18 protein-coding genes are annotated in these 17,730 nt (G+C 68.6%); 14 read left to right on the top strand and 4 right to left on the bottom strand.

Going from position 1 to position 17,730, the window contains the following annotated elements:
* Positions 1-2: 2 nt before the first annotated feature.
* From OM977_RS02630 to OM977_RS02600, 8 genes are all read left to right on the top strand, one after another.
* Positions 3-968 (top strand): NifU family protein, encoded by a 966-nt coding sequence (locus OM977_RS02630; protein ID WP_264356010.1) that lies wholly within the window; start codon positions 3-5, stop codon positions 966-968.
* 1 nt (position 969) lies between these two features.
* Positions 970-1,665, top strand: a complete 696-nt coding sequence (locus OM977_RS02625; protein ID WP_264356009.1) for a DUF5947 family protein — start codon at positions 970-972, stop codon at positions 1,663-1,665.
* Positions 1,662-2,318: a DUF6084 family protein gene (locus OM977_RS02620; RefSeq protein WP_264356008.1), complete on the top strand. Its 657-nt coding sequence runs from the start codon at positions 1,662-1,664 to the stop codon at positions 2,316-2,318. Before OM977_RS02625 ends, OM977_RS02620 begins: the two co-directional genes overlap by 4 nt.
* The gene (locus OM977_RS02615) at positions 2,315-3,676 is read left to right on the top strand and encodes a hypothetical protein (protein WP_264356007.1); all 1,362 of its coding nucleotides are present in this window, start codon (positions 2,315-2,317) and stop codon (positions 3,674-3,676) included. Before OM977_RS02620 ends, OM977_RS02615 begins: the two co-directional genes overlap by 4 nt.
* A complete protein-coding gene (locus tag OM977_RS19720) occupies positions 3,673-3,792 on the top strand; it encodes a DUF6893 family small protein (protein ID WP_442960688.1) in 120 nt (39 codons plus the stop codon). The genes OM977_RS02615 and OM977_RS19720 overlap by 4 nt, the downstream gene beginning before the upstream one ends.
* Positions 3,789-4,343, top strand: a complete 555-nt coding sequence (locus tag OM977_RS02610; protein ID WP_264356006.1) for a hydrogenase maturation protease — start codon at positions 3,789-3,791, stop codon at positions 4,341-4,343. Before OM977_RS19720 ends, OM977_RS02610 begins: the two co-directional genes overlap by 4 nt.
* Before the next feature lie 77 nt (positions 4,344-4,420).
* Positions 4,421-4,678 carry a HypC/HybG/HupF family hydrogenase formation chaperone gene (locus tag OM977_RS02605; protein WP_264356005.1) on the top strand — a complete coding sequence of 86 codons (258 nt, stop codon included), beginning with the start codon at positions 4,421-4,423 and terminating at the stop codon, positions 4,676-4,678.
* Positions 4,679-4,738: 60 nt separating this feature from the next.
* A complete protein-coding gene (locus OM977_RS02600; protein ID WP_264356004.1) occupies positions 4,739-5,077 on the top strand; it encodes a hypothetical protein in 339 nt (112 codons plus the stop codon).
* A 13-nt stretch (positions 5,078-5,090) separates the two neighbouring features.
* Here the strand turns inward: OM977_RS02600 and OM977_RS02595 are convergent, their stop codons facing one another.
* Positions 5,091-5,864: a DUF6390 family protein gene (locus OM977_RS02595; protein WP_264356003.1), complete on the bottom strand. Its 774-nt coding sequence runs from the start codon at positions 5,862-5,864 to the stop codon at positions 5,091-5,093.
* Between the two features lie 140 nt (positions 5,865-6,004).
* On the opposite strand from OM977_RS02595, the gene OM977_RS02590 reads away from it, so the two are divergent.
* From OM977_RS02590 to OM977_RS02580, 3 genes are read left to right on the top strand one after another with little or no spacing between them, the layout of a single operon-like run.
* Entirely contained in the window at positions 6,005-7,159 is a 1,155-nt protein-coding gene (locus OM977_RS02590; protein ID WP_264356002.1) for an ABC transporter substrate-binding protein, read from the top strand.
* Positions 7,149-8,258, top strand: a complete 1,110-nt coding sequence (locus OM977_RS02585) for a FecCD family ABC transporter permease (protein ID WP_264356001.1) — start codon at positions 7,149-7,151, stop codon at positions 8,256-8,258. Before OM977_RS02590 ends, OM977_RS02585 begins: the two co-directional genes overlap by 11 nt.
* Positions 8,251-9,048 carry an ABC transporter ATP-binding protein gene (locus OM977_RS02580; RefSeq protein WP_264356000.1) on the top strand — a complete coding sequence of 266 codons (798 nt, stop codon included), beginning with the start codon at positions 8,251-8,253 and terminating at the stop codon, positions 9,046-9,048. The genes OM977_RS02585 and OM977_RS02580 overlap by 8 nt, the downstream gene beginning before the upstream one ends.
* Before the next feature lie 23 nt (positions 9,049-9,071).
* Here OM977_RS02580 and ppc read toward each other — a convergent pair whose 3' ends face one another.
* Complete coding sequence (ppc, locus tag OM977_RS02575) at positions 9,072-11,891, bottom strand: phosphoenolpyruvate carboxylase (protein ID WP_264355999.1); 2,820 nt, start codon at positions 11,889-11,891, stop codon at positions 9,072-9,074.
* Between the two features lie 233 nt (positions 11,892-12,124).
* Between ppc and OM977_RS02570 the strand changes: the two genes are divergently transcribed.
* Positions 12,125-12,955, top strand: coding sequence for a DUF1684 domain-containing protein (locus OM977_RS02570; RefSeq protein ID WP_264355998.1), 831 nt, complete (start codon positions 12,125-12,127; stop codon positions 12,953-12,955).
* Here the strand turns inward: OM977_RS02570 and OM977_RS02565 are convergent.
* Together OM977_RS02565 and OM977_RS02560 are read right to left on the bottom strand one after the other, a co-directional pair.
* Positions 12,952-14,178, bottom strand: coding sequence for an acyl-CoA dehydrogenase family protein (locus OM977_RS02565; RefSeq protein WP_264355997.1), 1,227 nt, complete (start codon positions 14,176-14,178; stop codon positions 12,952-12,954). The genes OM977_RS02570 and OM977_RS02565 overlap by 4 nt on opposite strands.
* A complete protein-coding gene (locus tag OM977_RS02560) occupies positions 14,178-15,011 on the bottom strand; it encodes an SDR family NAD(P)-dependent oxidoreductase (protein ID WP_264355996.1) in 834 nt (277 codons plus the stop codon). The genes OM977_RS02565 and OM977_RS02560 overlap by 1 nt, the downstream gene beginning before the upstream one ends.
* 204 nt (positions 15,012-15,215) lie before the next feature.
* Between OM977_RS02560 and OM977_RS02555 the strand changes: the two genes are divergently transcribed.
* Positions 15,216-16,430, top strand: coding sequence for a glycoside hydrolase family 76 protein (locus OM977_RS02555; RefSeq protein ID WP_264355995.1), 1,215 nt, complete (start codon positions 15,216-15,218; stop codon positions 16,428-16,430).
* Between the two features lie 144 nt (positions 16,431-16,574).
* Positions 16,575-17,633: an iron ABC transporter substrate-binding protein gene (locus tag OM977_RS02550; RefSeq protein ID WP_264355994.1), complete on the top strand. Its 1,059-nt coding sequence runs from the start codon at positions 16,575-16,577 to the stop codon at positions 17,631-17,633.
* The last annotated feature ends 97 nt before the right edge of the window (positions 17,634-17,730 follow it).

Genomic DNA, 17,730 nt, shown 5'->3' with positions numbered 1-17,730 from the left:
CCGTGCCTGGCGAGGACCGGCCGCGGCAGGCCGGTGACCGGATCGAAAGCCTGCTCGACGCGCTCGGAGCCGGCGGGGCAGTGGCCCGCGGCCGCGCGGAGGAACTGGTGCGCCAGGTGACGGAGCTGTACGGCTCCGGGCTGGCGCGGATCCTGGAAATCCTCGACGACCGCGGACAACTCGACGACGGCACCCTGGACGCGCTCACCGCGGACGAGCTGGTCTCCAGCCTGCTCGTCATCCACGGACTCCACCCCGTGGACCTGCAAACGCGCGTCGCCACCGCCCTGGACAGCGTCCGGCCCTACCTCGGCTCCCACGGCGGCAACGTGGAGCTCCTGGACATCAGCCCGGACGGCGTGGTCCGGCTGCGGCTGCTCGGCACCTGCCAGGGCTGTCCGTCGTCGTCCGTTACGCTCAAGTTCGCCGTCGAGGAGGCCATCGAGTCCGCGGCGCCGGAGGTCACCGCCATCGAGGTCGTCGAGGAGCAAACCTCTCCGGCCACGCCGGCGTTGATTCCGGTGGACGCCCTGCTGGTCCGGATGAACCACTCGGGCGGCCCGGACGGCAGCCGCCAGGACCAGGCCGGAAACGGGCGGCAGGAGTACACCGGCGGGTCGTGGGAGCCCGTGCCCGAGCTCGCCGAACTGCAGCCGGGCGACGTCGCCGGCTTCCTGGTAGGCGGCTACCCGGTGCTGGCCTGCCGGACCGGCCAGGATGTCTACGCCTACCGCGACTACTGCCCGCGCTGCACGGGGTCCCTCGCCGGGGCAACCCTGCAGCGCGCGCTCGCAGCCCCCGTGGGCGGCGGGCTGCTGCGCTGCCCCACGTGCCGCGGCCATTTCGACGTCCGGAAGGCAGGTTCGTGCCTCGAGGACCGGAACCTGCACCTTGACCCGTTGCCGCTGCTGGTCCGGGCCGGCGTGATGTCCGTGGCCGTGCCGGCCGCGGCCGGCCAGGACGCCTGAGATGGCGCCGGGGCGGAACACCAACACCGGGCCCGGCGGGCTGCCCGTGGCCCTGTTGCGCAGGATCGCCGCGACCCCGCCCGCGCCGCCCGCCGGTGAACGTTGCGAAATGTGCGGGGAACCGATCCCGGAGGCGCATCAGCACGTGGTGGACCTGGAGAGCCACGCCATGATGTGCGCCTGCCGGCCGTGCTATCTGCTGTTCACCGACAGCACCGCCCATCTCCGCTACCGTTCCGTGCCGGACAGGTACTTCTCGTTCCCGGATTTCGAGCTGGGCCCCGGGCAGTGGGACGAGCTGGAAATCCCGGTCGCACTCGCGTTCTTCTTCCGCAGTTCCAAGCTCAACCGCACCGTCGCTTTCTACCCCGGTCCGGCCGGGGCCACGGAGTCCGAGCTTCCGCTCGACGCGTGGAGTGCAGTGCTGGCAGCCAACCCTGCCCTGGCCGCGGCGGCCCCCGACACGGAAGCACTGCTGATCCGCGGACCCGGCCCGGACCGCCCCCTCGCCGACTGCCACCTCGTCCCGGTTGACGCCTGTTACGAACTGGTGGGGCAGTTGCGCCGCCTCTGGCGGGGGTTCGACGGCGGGCAGGAAGCCCGCGACCAACTGGGGGCGTTCTTCGAGAAAGTCGACAGCCGCAGCAGGCCCATACCAGCGGAAAACCGCGAGTCCGTGCCGGGGGGCCGGCAATGACGCAACTGACGTTCGCCGTCGTCGACATCCAGCCGGAGCCCTATGCCGCGGCGCCGCAGCTGACCGCCCGGTTGCGGATCACCGAGGCCTCCGGTGCCACGGTCCACGCCATCGCCTTGCGCTGCCAGGTACGCATCCTGCCACAGCGCCGCGGCTATGCCGACGACGAGGAACAGGGCGTCCTGGACCTCTTTGGCGAACGCGGACGCTGGCCCAGCACGCTGAAGTCCTTCCTGTGGATGCAATGCAGCACCATGGTGCAGGGCTTCACCGGCGGCACCGACGTGGACCTGCCGCTGCCGTGCACTTTCGACTTCGATGTTGCCGCCGCGAAGTACCTGAATGCCTTGCAAGACGGCGAGATCCCGCTGGAGCTCCTGTTCTCCGGCACGGTGTTCACGAGAGGTGAGACCGGATTCGGCGTGGAACAGGTGCCCTGGGACCTGGAGGCTTCCTACCGGCTCCCGGTCGCGGCATGGCAGCGGCTGATGGACCTTTACTTCCCAAATACGGGCTGGATCCGGCTGGACCGGGAGGTTCTGGCGGCCCTTTCCCAATACAAATCGGCGCGCGGCCTGACCTCGTGGGAGGCCGCCGTCGAGGCCCTGCTGGCTGCTGCAGCCACCGGCGTCGGCGGAGAGCGGCAGCCATGAACATGAGCCTGAGCCTCGCCAAGGCCGTTGCGGACGCCGTCCTCTATGAGGGCTACCTGCTGTACCCGTACCGCGCCTCCTCTCAGAAGAACCAGGCCCGTTGGCAGTTCGGCATTCTCGGGCCCCGCGGCGCCGCGGAAGACGGCGTCGGGGAAGAAGCGGAAATGTACGCGGACTGCCTGCTGAGCCCGGGGCCGGACGCTCGAGTGGAAGTAAACCTGCGGTTCCTGCAGCTGCAGTCCCGAACCGCCGAAAAAGCGGGCGACGGCGGCGGCTTCAGCCCGGTGGATGAGCTCACGGTCGGTGCCACCCGCTGGTTGAGCTGGGATGAGGCCGTGGAACAGGACTTCGCCCTGGGGCCGTTCCCGCTGACGCAACTGGGCGGCCCGGACGGCCGGACTGTTTTTCCGGTGATAGTGCCGGTGGAGGTTCCCGCCGGTGTGGACGTGGAGGACCTCCGCGGCCCCGCAGGCCAGGCGGCCGGACGGCTGGTCCGGCACCGCCACGCCCTGCACGGCGAAGTCAGGCTCGACGCAGCCCCTGCCGGCGACGGGCTGGTGCGGCTAAGGGTGTCCGTGGCCAATATCGCGTCTGGCACGGCTGCGGCGGAACCAGGAGACAGGCAGGACGCCATCGCCCGCTCCTTCATCGGAACGCACGCGATCCTGACGTTGCGGGACGGAGACTTCCAGTCCCTGCTCGACCCGCCGGAGTGGGCGTGGGACGCCGTGACGTCCTGCTCGCAGCACCGGTGCTGGCCCGTCCTGGCCGGTCCGGAAGGACAGACCGACGTGGTGCTGGTTTCGCCGATCATCCTCTACGACCACCCGTCCGTGGCGCCGGAAAGCTCGGTGGCCCTCTTTGACTCCACCGAAATCGACGAGATCCTGACCCTGCGCGTACTGACCCTGACCGAAGAGGAAAAGTCGGAGGCCCGCGCCACCGATCCCCGTGCCGCCGCGATCATCGACCGCTGCGAAGCCATGTCCCCCGAGGAGCTTCAGCAACTGCATGGCGCGTTGCGCAACCCCCACCTCGACCGGCCGTGGTGGGACCCGGAGGCCGAGGCAAGCGTCCGGCCCGAGTCCGACTCAGTCCTCATCCGGGGCATCCCGGTTGCCCGCGGAAGCCGGGTCCGGGTCCACCCGAACCGGCGCGCCGATGCCCAGGACCTTTTCTTCGCCGGGCAGACCGGCCGCGTCACCAACGTGCATTTCGACGTTGACGGCAGCACGCACGTGGGCCTGGTTCTCGACCAGGATCCCGCAGCTGACCTCCACGAAGGCTACGGGCGGTCCTTCTACTACGCGCCCGAAGAACTTGAACCGCTCGAGGATGGAAAGGAAAGCCCACTATGAGAGCTGTAGGAATCGCGACGGTCAGCGTGCTGGTGGCAGTGGCGCTCGGTGCCGTATTCGTGGGGATCCGGTCCGTCCCGGACATCCAGCGGTACCTGAAAGCGCGGCGGATGTGACGCCGGACCTGGCCGTTCGCGCAACGGGCAAGACGGCGGACCCCTTGGCTCGCATCCTCGTGGCAGGCGTGGGAAACATCTTCCTGCGCGACGACGGATTCGGCCCGGAGGTCGCCCGCCGGCTGGCCGCGGACGCAGGCCCGGACCCCCGGGGAATGCTGGCCGTGGACTATGGCATCCGCGGCATGCACTTGGCCTACGATCTGCTCGCCGGGGTGGACCTCCTGGTGCTCGTGGATACGGTGCCGCCGGACGACCCGGGGGCAGCTGTGCCGGGCAGCATCCGGGTGCTGCGGGTCCGCCCGGAAGACCTGGACGGCAACACGTCCCTCGATCCGCACGGGATGGATCCGGCCGCAGTCCTGGGCAGGCTTCGTTCGCTGGGGGGCGAGCTGCCGCTGACGTACGTCGTGGGTTGCGTGCCGGCGGACGTCTCGGATGGCATCGGTCTCAGCGCCCCGGTAGCGGCGGCCGTGCCCGGGGCGGTGGAGGCCGTCGTCGAACTGATCGCACAACACGACGCTTCGGTGCCCCGTCCGGTCCCGGGCTGAGCCACACCGGGGACGGTTGAAGTCCAGAGAAGGTCCTGTCCAGAGAACGCCCGTTCGGAGCGGAGGGAACGCCCACAATGTGCCTTGGAATACCGGGCCAGGTCATCGAATTGCTCGAGGGTTACGGCAACCAGCTGGCCCTCGTGGAGGTGGCCGGTGTGCGCCGGAAGATCAACATCGGCCTGTTGGACGAGGGTCCGCTGGAGCCGGGAAGCTGGGTCCTCATCCATATGGGATTCGCCCTGGAGCGCGTGGATCCCGACGGCGCGGAACAGGCCATGGGCGGACTGGAGCTGATGGGCCGGCCCCGGGAGAACGACGGCGACGGCCGCTAGCCCCGCTGGCAGAAGCCAGCCCCGCCGGCCAACAACCACAACCAGATCGAGGAGAACATCATGGCACCGACGAATCCGTCCGAGGACCGGGACCGAGTGGAGGGAACTGCCCCCGGCACGGCGCGCGCCTTCGGCAGCGAACCGCCGTTGAAGGAGCCCGCCCAGCCCGGGTCCGACGAGACGCCCGAAGACGCGGCGATGGCACCGGAAGGCGTCGGCGAGAGCACCACCCGGCGGGGTGAGGACGTGGTCAAGGAGGAAGGGCAGGAACCCGGGCGGGACGAGACGGGCGCCGACGCCACGCCCGCCGGCCGGCCGGCCGGCGAATCGTCTGCCCGCGACTCCACCGGCGTGAAGACGCCTCCGGACCCGGACACCGCCGCGCCGCAAGCGCCGTAGGTCCAGGGCGTTCCTAGCGTTCCAGCGCGATGGCGGCGCCGCGGTGTTCGACGCCGTTGTTCGCGATCCGGAGGTGCCGGGCCGTAAAGGACTTCAGCCGTTGCAGCTGGCGCGGGGACAGCCGGTCGCAGACCCAGTCCCAGTGCAGCGACACCACGTCCCCCACGGCCAGTCCCGCCACGAATCCGGTTCCGTTCACGGCGTGCTTTGCGGACTCCACCACCGGTGCGCCGACTTCGAGGGCCACTCCGTCCCACACCAGCGGCCGGGACCGGACCACGGCGTCGTCCCCGGTGATCGCCACCACCTCACCCCACCGGATCCGGCACCGGTCCAGCACGTTCAAGGCGGTGGCATGCCGCCGGTCATCGTGCAGCAGGCCGAGCCAGGGGTAGATCTCGAAGACGTGGAAACTGTGGTGCGGGACCCCGCCGGCCAGGACACCCTCCGCCAGGTGCGGGAACTGCCGCCCGGTGCGTGCCCGGAACCGCTCCTCCATGGAGTTGCCGATGTTGGTGATGCCAACCGAATCCAGCAGGCTGTTCCCCACCCAGTACGCCTCCACCACGCGGAAATCCAGCGGGTCCGGGATGCCGTTGGAGGCGGCAATGAGTTCCAGATATGGCCAGGCGCCGGCGAACCCTTTAGCCAGTTCGCGGAGGCCCTGATCCGTCACCCCGGACTGGCCGTAGTGCAGCAGCGCGTCACTGTCCGGCGGCCCGCAACTTCCCCTCGAATTCGGCGGGTAGGCGTAGCGGACAAACAACTGGGCACCGTCAACAACCATGATGTGGCCACCATCTGGAAAAGGTCCTCTGAACGTAACATCGGGCCCCCGCGCCGACAAGGGTGTCAGCGGCGGAAGCCGTTGACAGCCCTGTTCTTGGGGCGGATCCTGTGAAGAACCTACGTACAGGGGGTCTGGCCATGCGAGTCGACGATCTGAACCGACGTACGGCTCTTCAGGCGTTGCTGGCAGGCGGGTCGGCCGCATTTCTCGCCGGTTGCGGTGCGTCGGCTCCCCCGCCCGCCGCGTCCCCTTCCGGCAGTGGAAGCAGTTCCGCAAGCACCCAAGGCATCAGCATCACGGACCAGCGCGGAAAGACCCTTACCTTCGCCAAACCGGTCACCCGAGTGGTGACCATACCCATGCCGGCCGCGTCGCTGCTGGTCGCCGTCGACGGCGGTGCCGAGCACCTGAGTGGAATGCACAACGCGTCCTGGGTGGCGATGCGGGACGGCATCCTGGGCACCATGTTTCCCCGCGCGCTGGACCTGCCGCACGAAATTGCCACGCAGGACTTCACCCCGAACGTGGAAAGCGTGCGCGCGCTGAACCCCGACGTCGTGGTCCAGTGGTCGGACGCGCAACTGATCGAGCCGCTGGAGAATGCCGGGCTGACGGTCCTCGGCCTCACGAACACCGGCAAGCAGGAGGACGTGGACGCCTGGGTGGCCATGTTCGCGGCCATGCTGGGCAAACCCGGGCGCGCCACGGAAATCAAGGCACGCAGCGACCAGGAGCTCGCCGAGGTCAAGGCTCTCGCGGCCGGCCGCGGCTCACCGGCACCGAGCATTCTGTACTTCAACCGATTCACCGGCGGACTCAAAGCTGCTGCCGCCAACACCTACAACGACTTCTACATCAAGCTGGTAGGCGGAACGAACCCCGCCACCGGCGAGGACCCGCTGCCCGGCACCGGGATGGTCGGCCTGGACGTGGAACAGGTCCTCCGCTGGGACCCCGAGGTCATCCTCCTGGGCAACTTCGACGCGGCCATGCCCCAGGACATCTACTCGGACCCGGTGTGGCAGAACATTTCCGCTGTCCGCTCGCGCCGCGTCTACAAGGTCCCGCTCGGAGGCTACCGCTGGGACCCGCCGGGCCAGGAGTCACCGCTCATGTGGCACTGGCTCTCGGATGTTGCCTTTCCGCAGGCGCGGTCCGGCGTGCGGAACAAGGCCACGGACTACTTCCGGTTCCTGTACAACCACGTGCCCACCGCGGACGAGCTGGACAAGATTCTCTGGACCGCGGCCAACAACGAGTCAGCCGACTACCGCCAGTTCAATGCTGGATGAAGCCGGTTCAGCGCGACTGAACCGGCGGGGGGCGCCCCCTGGTCCCGGAGCGGGCCGGCCAGGACAACGTGAGCGGGAGGCCGGACCGTCCACCCTGGGGCCGATCGTCATCGCCGCCGCGGTGCTGGCAGCCGTCGGGCTGCTGGCGCTGGGGTTAGGCCGGTACAACGTGCCCCTTGGGCACGTTGTCCAGATCCTGGCCGCACAACTCGTACCCTTCCCCCTCGAGGCAAGCGGGACCGAGCAGAACGTGGTGCTGCTCGTGCGGATGCCCCGGGTCCTGCTCGCCCTGCTCGTGGGCGGCGGACTGGCCATCGGCGGCGCCGCCCTGCAGGCCATTTTCCGCAACCCGCTCGTCAGCCCCGAGATCATCGGCGTATCCGCCGGGGCGTCCTTCGGCGGGGCGCTCGCCTTGCTCCTCGGCCTCGGATCCTTCCTGCTGGTCGCGGGTTCCTTCGTCTTCGGCCTGGTGGCCCTCGGCACCCTCTTCCTGATCACCTCCGGCCGCGGGGGAACTCCGATGCTCATGATCGTGCTCGGCGGCGTGGTCACTGGTTCGTTCTTCTCGGCCCTGGTCGCCTTCGTCACGTACATCGCGGACCCGAACACCACGCTGCCGGCCATCGTCTTCTGGCTGCTCGGGAGCGTCGCCACGGCCACGTTCGCGAAAGTCGCGGTGGCGCTGGTGCCCGTGCTCGGCGGCGCCGCCGTCCTGGTGGCGCTGCGCTGGCGGATCAACGTGCTCTCCCTTGGCGATGAGGACGCCGCAGCGCTGGGCGTCAGGCCCCGCCCGCTGCGGTGGGTGGTGCTGGTGGCGGTGGCCCTCATTGTGGCCGGCGCGGTTGCGGTCAGCGGCGCGGTCAGCTGGGTGGGGCTGGTGGTCCCGCACCTGGCACGGATGTGGGTGGGCCCGGACCACCGCGTCCTGCTGCCGGTGTCCTTCCTCCTCGGCGGAGCCTACATCGTCCTGGTGGACACCGTCGCCCGCACCGCGACCGCCGGAGAGATCCCGCTGGGTGTCCTCACGGCCCTGATCGGCGCCCCCGTTTTCTTCCTGCTCCTGCGCCGCAACCGGGAAAGGATCTGGGAAAGTGCTTGAGCTGGACGGGGTGGGATTCGGCTACGCCCGGCAGGAGTGGGTGTTCCGGAACGTCAGCTTCCGGGTTACGCCCGGCTCGGCCACCGCGGTGCTGGGACCCAACGGCAGCGGCAAGACCACACTGATTCGCTGCGCCGCCGGACTGCTGGAGCCGACGGAAGGAACCGTGCGCCGGGCCGACGGCGCGGGCTACGTTCCACAGGCCCACGGCAGTGCATTCGGCTACAGCGCCCTGGACATGGTCCTGATGGGCAGGGCCCGGCAGGTGGGGATCTTCCGTACGCCGGGACCCACAGACCGGGCCGCGGCCCTCGAAGCGATGGAGCGGGTGGGAGTCGCCGGGCTGCGCACCCGCCGCTTCCCCACCCTGAGCGGCGGCGAACAGCAACTGGTCCTCATCGCCCGGGCCGTCGCTGCGGGCTGTCCCGTGCTGGTGCTGGACGAGCCTGCCACCGGCCTCGATCTGAAGAACCAGGTGCGCGTCCTGTCGCTGCTGCAGGAGCTGATGGTGGACGGCATGGCCCTGTTGCTGAGCACCCACCATCCCGACCACGCCCTCTACGTCGCGGACCAGGCGGTGCTGCTGGGGCGCGGCGGCGCACAGACAGGCGCGGCCACCGACCTGCTCACGGACTCCGCACTGTCAGCTCTTTACGGGGTTCCGGTTCGAACCCTCTCCTATTCCGACGGCGGCCACGACCGCCGTACCGTCGTCGTGCCATACGGCGACGGCACGGACCCGGCGCGGCGCCAGCTGAGGGAGCATCCGGCGAACGGCGGCAAAACCTGAGGGAGGATCCGGGGGGTACGGGTCTAGCCGGTGTTGCGGAGGCCTGCTGCGACTCCGTTGACGGTGATCAGCATGGCGCGCTGGAGCCGTTCGTCGATTTCGGCGCCGGACAGGCTCTCCCCCGCGGCCGCCTCGGACCGGATGCGGCGCAGCAGCTCCACCTGCAGGTAGCTGATCGGGTCAAGGTACTGGTCGCGGATCTCCAACGAACGCTTCAGGGTCGGCTGGGCATCCAGGAGCAGATCCTCGCCGGTGAGCCGCTGGATCTCGGCGACCGTGAGTTCGTATTCGGCCCGGATGGCGCGGAAAAGATGATGCAGCTCCTCCGGCACCAGGGTCGAAACGTAGTAGCCGGCGATGTCCATGTCCGTCTTGGCCAGGGTCATTTCCACGTTCGAGAGCACCGAGCGGAAGAAGTGCCAGCCGTCCATCATCTCCACCAGCTGGGCGGAGTGGCCGGCCTCGCGGGCTGCCTTGAGACCGGAGCCGACGCCGAACCAGCCGGGCACGATCTGCCGCGACTGAGTCCAGCCGAACACCCAGGGGATGGCGCGCAGGCCTTCCAGTCCCGCGCCGGAGTCGGGACGCTTGGACGGGCGTGAGCCGATGTTGAGGGAACCCAGCTGCTCCACCGGGGTGGACGCCATAAAGTAGGCGGGCAGGTCCGGGTCGTCGATCAGCGCCCGGTACCGTGCGAACGCGGCGTCGGAGATGGTCTCCATCACGTGGCCGTAACGCCCGCGCTGGTCCTCCGAGGTGCGCGGGGTGCGGTGCAGGGCCGAGCCCTGCAGCACGGCGGCCAGCGACAGTTCCAGGTTTTCGCGGGCCAGCTCGGGCAGCGAGTACTTGTCCGAGATGACCTCCCCCTGTTCGGTGAACTTGATTTCGCCCTCCAGCACGCCGTTGGGCTGAGCCATGATGGCGTCGTAAGTCGGCCCGCCGCCGCGGCCCACGGAACCGCCGCGGCCATGGAAAAGGCGCACCCGCACCCCGTGCTTTGCCGCGACGTCCCGGAGTTTGCGTTGGGTCTTGTGGATCTCCCACTGGCTTGTCATGACGCCGGATTCCTTGTTGGAGTCCGAGTAGCCGAGCATGACCTCCTGCACGTCGCCGCGCAGCCGGACCAGCTCCCGGTAGGACGAGTCAGAGAGCAGCTGGTCCACGATCTCGGCCGAGGCGCGCAGCTCCTCCACGGTTTCCAGCAGCGGCGCGAAGCCGATCCTGGCGTAGGACGCTTCGCCGAAGAGGTTCACGAGCCCGGCCTCGCGGGCCAGCACGGCGGCGGCCAGGACGTCGTCGGCGCCGCGGGTCATCGAGATGATGTACGTCTCGATCACGTCGGGACCGTAGGTCTTCAGGGCCCGGCGGATCTCCCGAAAGACGTCGTACGTGCCGTCAGCGACGCCGTCGAGCTTGATCGGGTGGCCGGAGAGCGGGCGGCGCGAGGCCAGCTCGGAGCCCAGCACCTCCAGCCGCTCGGCACGGCTCAGCTCCGCGTAACGGACACCGGGCCCGCCGAGCCGGTCCATCAGCTGCCCGACGGCGTCGTGGTGGTGATCGGCGTGTTCGCGGATGTCCAGGGTGGCCAGGTGAAGCCCGAAAGACGCAATGGCCCGGCGGACCCTGGCCAGCGCACCATCCGCGGCGAGTGCGGCGTGGTGGTTCCGCAGCGACCTCTCCAACAGGGCCAGCTCGGCGAGGAGCTCCGTGGTGGCGGTGTAGTCGCGTCCCGGCTGGTGCGGGGACCCCGAGGTGACCCGCCGCGTGGTGTTCAGCAGCTTGGCCTTGATGCAGGTCAGCTTGAGCCGGTAGGGCTCCTGGGCGTTCAGTTCGAGCACCCGGCGGTCCAGGCCCGGCAGGTTCCCCAGGTCCACGTCGATCGAGTCCAGCAGCTCCTGGTCCGCACCGGCGAGCGCCGTCGAGTTGGACAGGATCGAGATGAGCCCGTCGAGCAGGGCGATGCTGATCCGGACGGCATGCTGGTTCTGGATCTGCAGGATCTCGCGGGTGACTGCCGCGGTGACGTTCGGGTTTCCGTCGCGGTCCCCGCCGATCCAGGAGCCGAAGCGGATCGGCGCCTTCTCCACGGGCAGCGTTACGCCGTGCTCACCGAGCAGCTCCGAGAGGTCCGCGAGCATTTCCGGCATGGCGTCGCCGAGGATGCCGGTGAGGTAGTAGATGGCGTTCCGGGCCTCGTCCACCGGGGTGGGCCGGACCTGCCGGAGCTCATCGGTCTGCCACATCTGGTCAATCACTTCGGAAAGCTGGCGGTCCTGGCGGCGCCGCGCGGAAGTCCCCTCGTCGGTCGCCTCGGCGAGGATGTCGGAGAGCCGGCGGACCTTGTCGAGCACGGAGCGGCGGGACGCCTCGGTGGGATGTGCTGTAAAGATGGGGCGGACGTCGAGCTCGTTCACCACCTCCTGCAGCACGGAGGAGCCGGCCTGGTCCGCGATGTCGCTGACGGCCTTGGCGAGCCAGCCGTCCTTTTCCTGGCGGGTCCGCAGCCCGCGGACCCGATGGACCTGTTCGGCGGCATTGGCCAGATGGAAATAGAACGCGAAGGCACGGACCAGATCGGTGGCCTGCTCAAGGGGCAGGGAGCCGAGCAGTTCGCGGACCTGCGCGACGACGTCGTACGAGGACCAGGGACCGGTGGCGTCGGCGCCGCCCCGGGCGGCTTCCTTGGATTCTTTGGTCAGCAGTCGGACCTGCTCCACAAGATCAAGGAGTTCGGGGCCGTGCTGGCGGACCAGGGATTCACCCAGCAGGGTGGAGACCCGGCGCACATCGGCGCGCAGTTCGGCGGCGAGGTCGGTGGCGGAATTCATTGCAGTGTCAGCCATGGAAACTATCTTTCGAGGGTTCGACTTGGCTCGTACACTGCGCTGGATACTGTGAGCCCGGTTACTTCTTCCTAAGGGATGGTACCCGCCGCCGGCGCCTGCCGTGAATCTGTCTCAGATAGTAGCCGGCAGCTGTTGTCGTTTTGCGGCCTCAGAACGACACCACGTGCCAGCCGGTTGAGAGGGGCCTAGGGTTAGACCTGAGGCACCCGTCCACCGCTTGGGAGGAACCCGTGAGCACGACGCACCAAGATCCCGACGCCCAGCTCGCCCGCTGGCAGCGCTTCCGGAACAGCCGCAACACCGCACTCGCAAGCGAGCACGGCTGGCTCACGCTCACCTCATTCCAGTGGCTGGAGCGCGAGCCGTCCGCCGTCGACCTTGCACCCGGGCTGTGGTCCACGGACGGCACGACGGCGTTCCTCACCGCGGACGCCGCAGCGGGACTGGCGCTTGTGGCCGGCGGCGAGGCCGTTGACGGCACCATCACCGCACGCCTCTCCGATGAGGAGTCGCTGATGTGGGTCCAGTACGGCGGCGAGGACGGCCGGCAGGTGGTGGTGGAACTGGCCATGCGGGCCGGTAAGTACGCCCTCCGCACCCGGGACTCCCGGTCACCCGTGTTCACCGAGTTCGACGGCGTACCCACCTTCGATTACCGCCCGGACCTCGTGGTCGAGGCGACGTTCCTCCCTTATCCGGAACCCGTGGACGTCCCGATCGGAACCGTCAACCCGCTGGTGGACGGCGTGCACCGCTCGGTGGGGGAGCTGGTGTTCCGGCTGCCGGGCAAGGACCACGAGTGCCATCTGCAGGCCGAAGAGGAGAAGCTCGGCGCCCTCACCGTCACATTCCACGACGAGACCAACGGAGAAAGTACCGACGAATGGCGGAAAGTCTCCACCACCAGGCCCCGACCTGACGGGACAGTGATCCTGGACTTCAACCGTGCCATCAACTACCCCAGCGCCTTCACCCCGTACGGCACCTGCCCCATGCCGGTGAAGAACAACAGCCTCGATTACCGGATCGAGGCCGGGGAGAAGGAGCCCGGGCTCTTCTAGACGATCGCGGACACCCCGGTGACGGCACGGCCCACGATCAGGGTGTTGATCTCGAACGAGCCCTCGTAGGTGTAGATCGCCTCGGCGTCGGAGAAGATCTTGGCCATCCGGTAGTCGGTGACAATTCCGTTCCCGCCCAGCAGGGACCGGCCCAACGCCACGGTTTCGCGCATCCGGGCGCTGACATAGGACTTGGCCAGCGCCACCTGGGGCATGTCCGCGGCACCGAGGTCCTGGAGCTGGGCAATCCGGACCATCATGCCCATGCTTGCCACCGCATTCCCGAGCATCGTGACCAGCTGCTGCTGGACGAGCTGGAACTTCGCCAGCGGCCGCCCGAACTGCTGGCGTTCGACGGCGTACTGCCGGGCGACGTCGAACGCCGCCAGCTGCTGCCCGACGCCCTGCCAGGCGACCATGATCCGCGAGCCGCGCAACAGCTCGTTCGTGTCCTCGAAGCTGCTGATGCCCGCGAAACGGTCCGCCTCGGCCACCCGGACGTCCTCAAACACGATGTCGGCGTTCTGCACTGTGCGCAGGGCGATCTTGTTCTCAATCCTGCTCCGGCGCACCCCCGGCAGCGTCGCGTCCACGATGAACCCGCGGATGCCGCCGTCGGCCTCGTCACGGGCCCACACGAGCATGTAGTCGCAGAACGTCCCGTTGCCGATCCAGCGCTTGGCGCCGTTGAGCACCCAGCAGTCGCCGCCGTCGTCCGCTCCCCCGGGAACGCGCCTGGCCCTGGTTTCCATGCCCCCGGCGACATCCGAGCCGTGCTCCGGTTCGGTCAGCGCGAAGGCGCCCGTGGTCCGCAGGGTGGCGGCGTCCTCGAGCAGGCGGGCCTTCTGTTCCTCGGAGCCGAAGCCGTAGAGGGATTCCACGAAAAGGTCGTGGTGGACCAGGAAGAACGTCGCGAGCGAGGTATCCACCCGGGTCATCTCGGCGATAATTAGTCCCGCGAACAGATTGCTGTAGCCGCGCTGGGCCGGGGCGCTGAGTTCCAAGGCGGCCAGCTTTGGCAGGATGTGGGCAGGAAATTCGGCCTTGTTCCACCAGTCCGTGGCATACGGGGCCACTTCCTGGGCCAGGAACCCCCGCAGCTCCGCCAGCTTCGCCTGCTCCGTGTCGCTGAGCAGGGACTCGAAGTCAAAGAAGTCGGCGTCCGGCAGACCCTCCGTCGACGGCGGTCCGGCGGCGAGTCCGGGCGCGAGTTCAGACGGCATTACTTGGGCCCCATCCGGATGGCGCCGTCGAGGCGGATGGTCTCGCCGTTGAGCATGGCGTTGTCCACAATGTGCGCGACAAGGTTCGCGTACTCGGCCGGGCGCCCCAGCCGGGACGGGTGCGGCACCTGGTGGCCCAGGGAGTCCTGCGCTTCCTGCGGCAGTCCGGCCATCATCGGCGTCTCGAAGATGCCGGGGGCGATGGTGACGACGCGGACCAGCGAGCGCGCCAACTCCCGGGCGATCGGCAGCGTCATGGCGGCGACTGCCCCCTTGGAGGCGGCATAGGCGGGCTGGCCAATCTGGCCATCGAAGGCGGCGACCGAGGCGGTGTTGATAATGACGCCGCGCTCCGGGCCGCCGAGCCCGGTCATCGCAGGCTCAGTGGCCACCATGGCGGCGGCGGCCAGCCGGATGACGTTGAAGGTGCCCACGAGGTTGATCTGGATGACGCGGTTGAAGCCCTCCAGCGGCAGCACGCCATCGCGGCCCAGCACCTTGCCCGGGGTTGCGATCCCGGCGCAGTTCACCACGATCCGTAGCGGGCCCAGGGTGGCGGCGGCATCGACGGCGGCCTGCACCTGCTCCTCGTTGGTCACGTCCGCGGGAACAAAGACCGCCTGGTTGCCGGGTTCCGCGGGATCGGGAATGTCCGAAGAGCCGGGCTGCCGCGCGTTACGGGAATTCAGTTCGGCCGCGAACGCCGCTCCGGCCGAGCCCGGCAGGTCCAGCAGCACCACGGATGCGCCTGCGTCGAAGAGCCGGCGTGCGGTGGCCGCCCCCAGGCCCGAGGCCCCGCCGGTAACCAGCGCAACAGTACCTTTGATCTCCATGCATCCTCCTTGATGTGGAACCTGTTCCCGGCCGCGGGGCTGCGTCCGGCGTGCTTCGCGGACACGCCGGACAGCTGCCCCGCCGTCACCGGCTGCAATCACCATGCTACGGAACATTAGTTAGTTCAGGTTAACTGAAATGCGGACAGCCCGCACCTGCGGCCGGTCCCGCTCCGACGGCCTGGTCGCCGCTAGGCTGAATCCATGACCCCAGCAGATAGCTCCGCCGCTCCCAACTGGTCGTTCCGCGCCGACGAAGCGGCCCGCGCCGTGACCAGGCTCTTCGGGCAGCGGCTCTTCTTCCTGCCGGGGACCCACATTGCCGCGATCGTGCGGCCTTCCGGCCGGCTGAAGAACCTCGTCCGGCCCTGGCACTACTGGTGGCAGGCGCAGTATCTGGACTGCCTTGTGGACGCCGGCCGCCGGGAACTGGGCAGCGACAGCCAGCCCGCAGCCCGCTTCGACGGCGAGAACCGGGCCAGCGCGGGCCAGCTCGCCTCCCGGCTGGCAACCGGCATCCGGCTGCGCAACTTCCTCACCTTCGTCAATGACTATTTCGACGACATGGCCTGGCTGGCCCTGGCCACCCGGCGGCTGGAGGACCTGGCCGAGGAGACCCGCAACCCGGCCGGGCGGCGGCGTAACTCCAAGGCCCTGAAAAGCCTCAGCCTGCAGTTTGATTCCGCCTCCACCGACGACCTTGGCGGCGGCACGTTCTGGAGCAAGAAACGGGACTTCAAGAACACCCCCGCCACTGCCCCGGTGGCGCTGTACTACGCCCGCGACGGCAATCCGGCCAAGGCGCAGGCCCTGCTGGACTGGCTGGATGCGCGGCTGTACGACCCGGCCCAGGGCCTGTACCAGGACGGCCTTCGCATCTCCGGCGCGGGCGACGTGGTGCTGGAAAGCGCGATTTACACCTACAACCAGGGTCCCGTCCTCGGCGCCCTGCTGGAGCTCGGCGGCCCGGCCAACCTGGACCGCGCGTCCAGCCTCGTGGCATCGGTGGCCCGCAGCCTCACCCTGCCCGCCCCGCTGCTGGGGCGGAGCGCCACCGTCCTTCGCTGTGAAGGAAGCGGCGACGGCGGGCTCTTCACCGGCATCCTGGCGCGCTACCTTGCCCTGGCCGCCGTCGACGGCCGGCTCCCGGCCGAGACCCGCGCCACGGCCGCCGCGCTGGTGAACGACACCGCAGAGGCACTCTGGGAGGGCCGGCGCCTCCTTGCGGCCGAGGACCCACTCGCGCGCAGGGGCAGCCGGCTGATTTTCTCCGCGCAGCCGGAACTGCCGGCGCGCCGCAGCTATCCGCCCGGCACCGCCGTCGAGCTCTCCACCCAGCTCCAGGCCTGGATGGTGCTGGAGGCAGCGGCGGCCATTGTCCGGAAGCCGAGCGAATTAAGTCACGACATAGTTTCGTAATTCATGTGATCCTGATCACTTAATCGGCCTCCGGCTTGGTTGCTTAGGTTTGGCTAACCTACAGTTTTTCGTAGTGAGCATGCCCTAAGTTCCCCGCTCACGGGGACCCGGGCCCCCTGACGAACTCCTGTAGAAAGTAGCCCCATGAAGATCCGCTCCAACGCGCTGGCAGGCATTGCACTCGCCGCCACCGCCGCGCTCGGCCTGGCAGCCTGTGGCTCCGGCACGTCCTCCACCGCACCCAGCAGCAGCGGTGCCGCTGAAGGTAAAGCCTCCGGCGAAATCACGGTGTACAACGCCCAGCACGAATCGCTGACCAAGGAATGGGTGGACGCCTTCACCGCCGAGACCGGCGTCAAGGTCACGCTGCGGCAGGGCTCGGACACCGAAATGTCCAACCAGATCATCCAGGAAGGCGCAGCCTCCCCGGCCGACGTGTTCCTCACGGAAAACTCACCCGCAATGGCGCAGGTGGAGAACGCCGGACTGTTCGCCGATGTGGATAAGGCCACCGTCGACCAGGTCCCCGCCGAGTTCCGTCCCTCCACCAACAAGTGGACCGGCATCGCCGCCCGCTCCACCGTCCTGGTCTACGACAAGGCCAAGCTGACCGAAGACCAGCTGCCCAAGTCCATGCTGGACCTGGCCAAGCCGGAGTGGAAGGGCAAGTGGGCGGCGTCGCCCTCCGGCGCCGACTTCCAGGCAATCGTCTCCGCCCTGCTGGAACTCAAGGGTGAAGCCGCCGCCACGGAGTGGCTCACGGGCATGAAGGAAAACTACAAGGCCTACAAGGGCAACAGCACAGCCATGAAGGCCGTCAACGCCGGCGAAGTGGATGCCGCCCTGATCTACCACTACTACTACTACGGTGACCAGGCCAAGACCGGCGAGAACTCCAAGAACGTCACCCCGTACTACTTCAAGAACCAGGATCCGGGCGCCTTCGTCTCCGTTTCCGGCGGCGGAGTACTGAACTCCTCCAAGAACGCGGCGGACGCCCAGGCGTTCGTCAAGTTCATCACCGGCAAGAAGGGCCAGGAAATCCTGCAAAAGGGCACCTCGTTCGAGTACGCCATCGCCTCCGGTGTTCCCGCCAACGAGAAGCTTGTGCCGCTGACGGAACTGCAGGCCCCGGTCGTGGATCCGGCCAAGCTCAACTCCGCCAAGGTCACGGAACTGATGACCAAGGCAGGGCTGCTCTAACAACGGTGACAAGCAGGCTGGCGGTCCCCGGAAACCCTGGGGACACGACGACGGCGGGCAGGGGCAAACGTCCCCGCCCGCCTTTCGGCGTTTCTGT

Source organism: Pseudarthrobacter sp. MM222 (assembly GCF_947090775.1).
Classification (GTDB): domain Bacteria; phylum Actinomycetota; class Actinomycetes; order Actinomycetales; family Micrococcaceae; genus Arthrobacter.
This window is presented reverse-complemented; position numbering and strand designations above follow the sequence as displayed.

Bases quoted from the DNA above. Each gene is read 5' to 3' on its own strand.
- OM977_RS02615 (WP_264356007.1), top strand. From the start codon at position 2,315: ATGAACATGAGCCTGAGCCTCGCCAAGGCCGTTGCGGACGCCGTCCTC.
- ppc (WP_264355999.1), bottom strand. From the start codon at position 11,891: ATGGCTGACACTGCAATGAATTCCGCCACCGACCTCGCCGCCGAACTG.
- OM977_RS02585 (WP_264356001.1), top strand. From the start codon at position 7,149: ATGCTGGATGAAGCCGGTTCAGCGCGACTGAACCGGCGGGGGGCGCCC.
- OM977_RS02550 (WP_264355994.1), top strand. From the start codon at position 16,575: ATGAAGATCCGCTCCAACGCGCTGGCAGGCATTGCACTCGCCGCCACC.
- OM977_RS02600 (WP_264356004.1), top strand. From the start codon at position 4,739: ATGGCACCGACGAATCCGTCCGAGGACCGGGACCGAGTGGAGGGAACT.
- OM977_RS02555 (WP_264355995.1), top strand. From the start codon at position 15,216: ATGACCCCAGCAGATAGCTCCGCCGCTCCCAACTGGTCGTTCCGCGCC.
- OM977_RS02560 (WP_264355996.1), bottom strand. From the start codon at position 15,011: ATGGAGATCAAAGGTACTGTTGCGCTGGTTACCGGCGGGGCCTCGGGC.
- OM977_RS02565 (WP_264355997.1), bottom strand. From the start codon at position 14,178: ATGCCGTCTGAACTCGCGCCCGGACTCGCCGCCGGACCGCCGTCGACG.
- OM977_RS02620 (WP_264356008.1), top strand. From the start codon at position 1,662: ATGACGCAACTGACGTTCGCCGTCGTCGACATCCAGCCGGAGCCCTAT.
- OM977_RS02605 (WP_264356005.1), top strand. From the start codon at position 4,421: ATGTGCCTTGGAATACCGGGCCAGGTCATCGAATTGCTCGAGGGTTAC.
- OM977_RS19720 (WP_442960688.1), top strand. From the start codon at position 3,673: ATGAGAGCTGTAGGAATCGCGACGGTCAGCGTGCTGGTGGCAGTGGCG.
- OM977_RS02595 (WP_264356003.1), bottom strand. From the start codon at position 5,864: ATGGTTGTTGACGGTGCCCAGTTGTTTGTCCGCTACGCCTACCCGCCG.
- OM977_RS02590 (WP_264356002.1), top strand. From the start codon at position 6,005: ATGCGAGTCGACGATCTGAACCGACGTACGGCTCTTCAGGCGTTGCTG.
- OM977_RS02625 (WP_264356009.1), top strand. From the start codon at position 970: ATGGCGCCGGGGCGGAACACCAACACCGGGCCCGGCGGGCTGCCCGTG.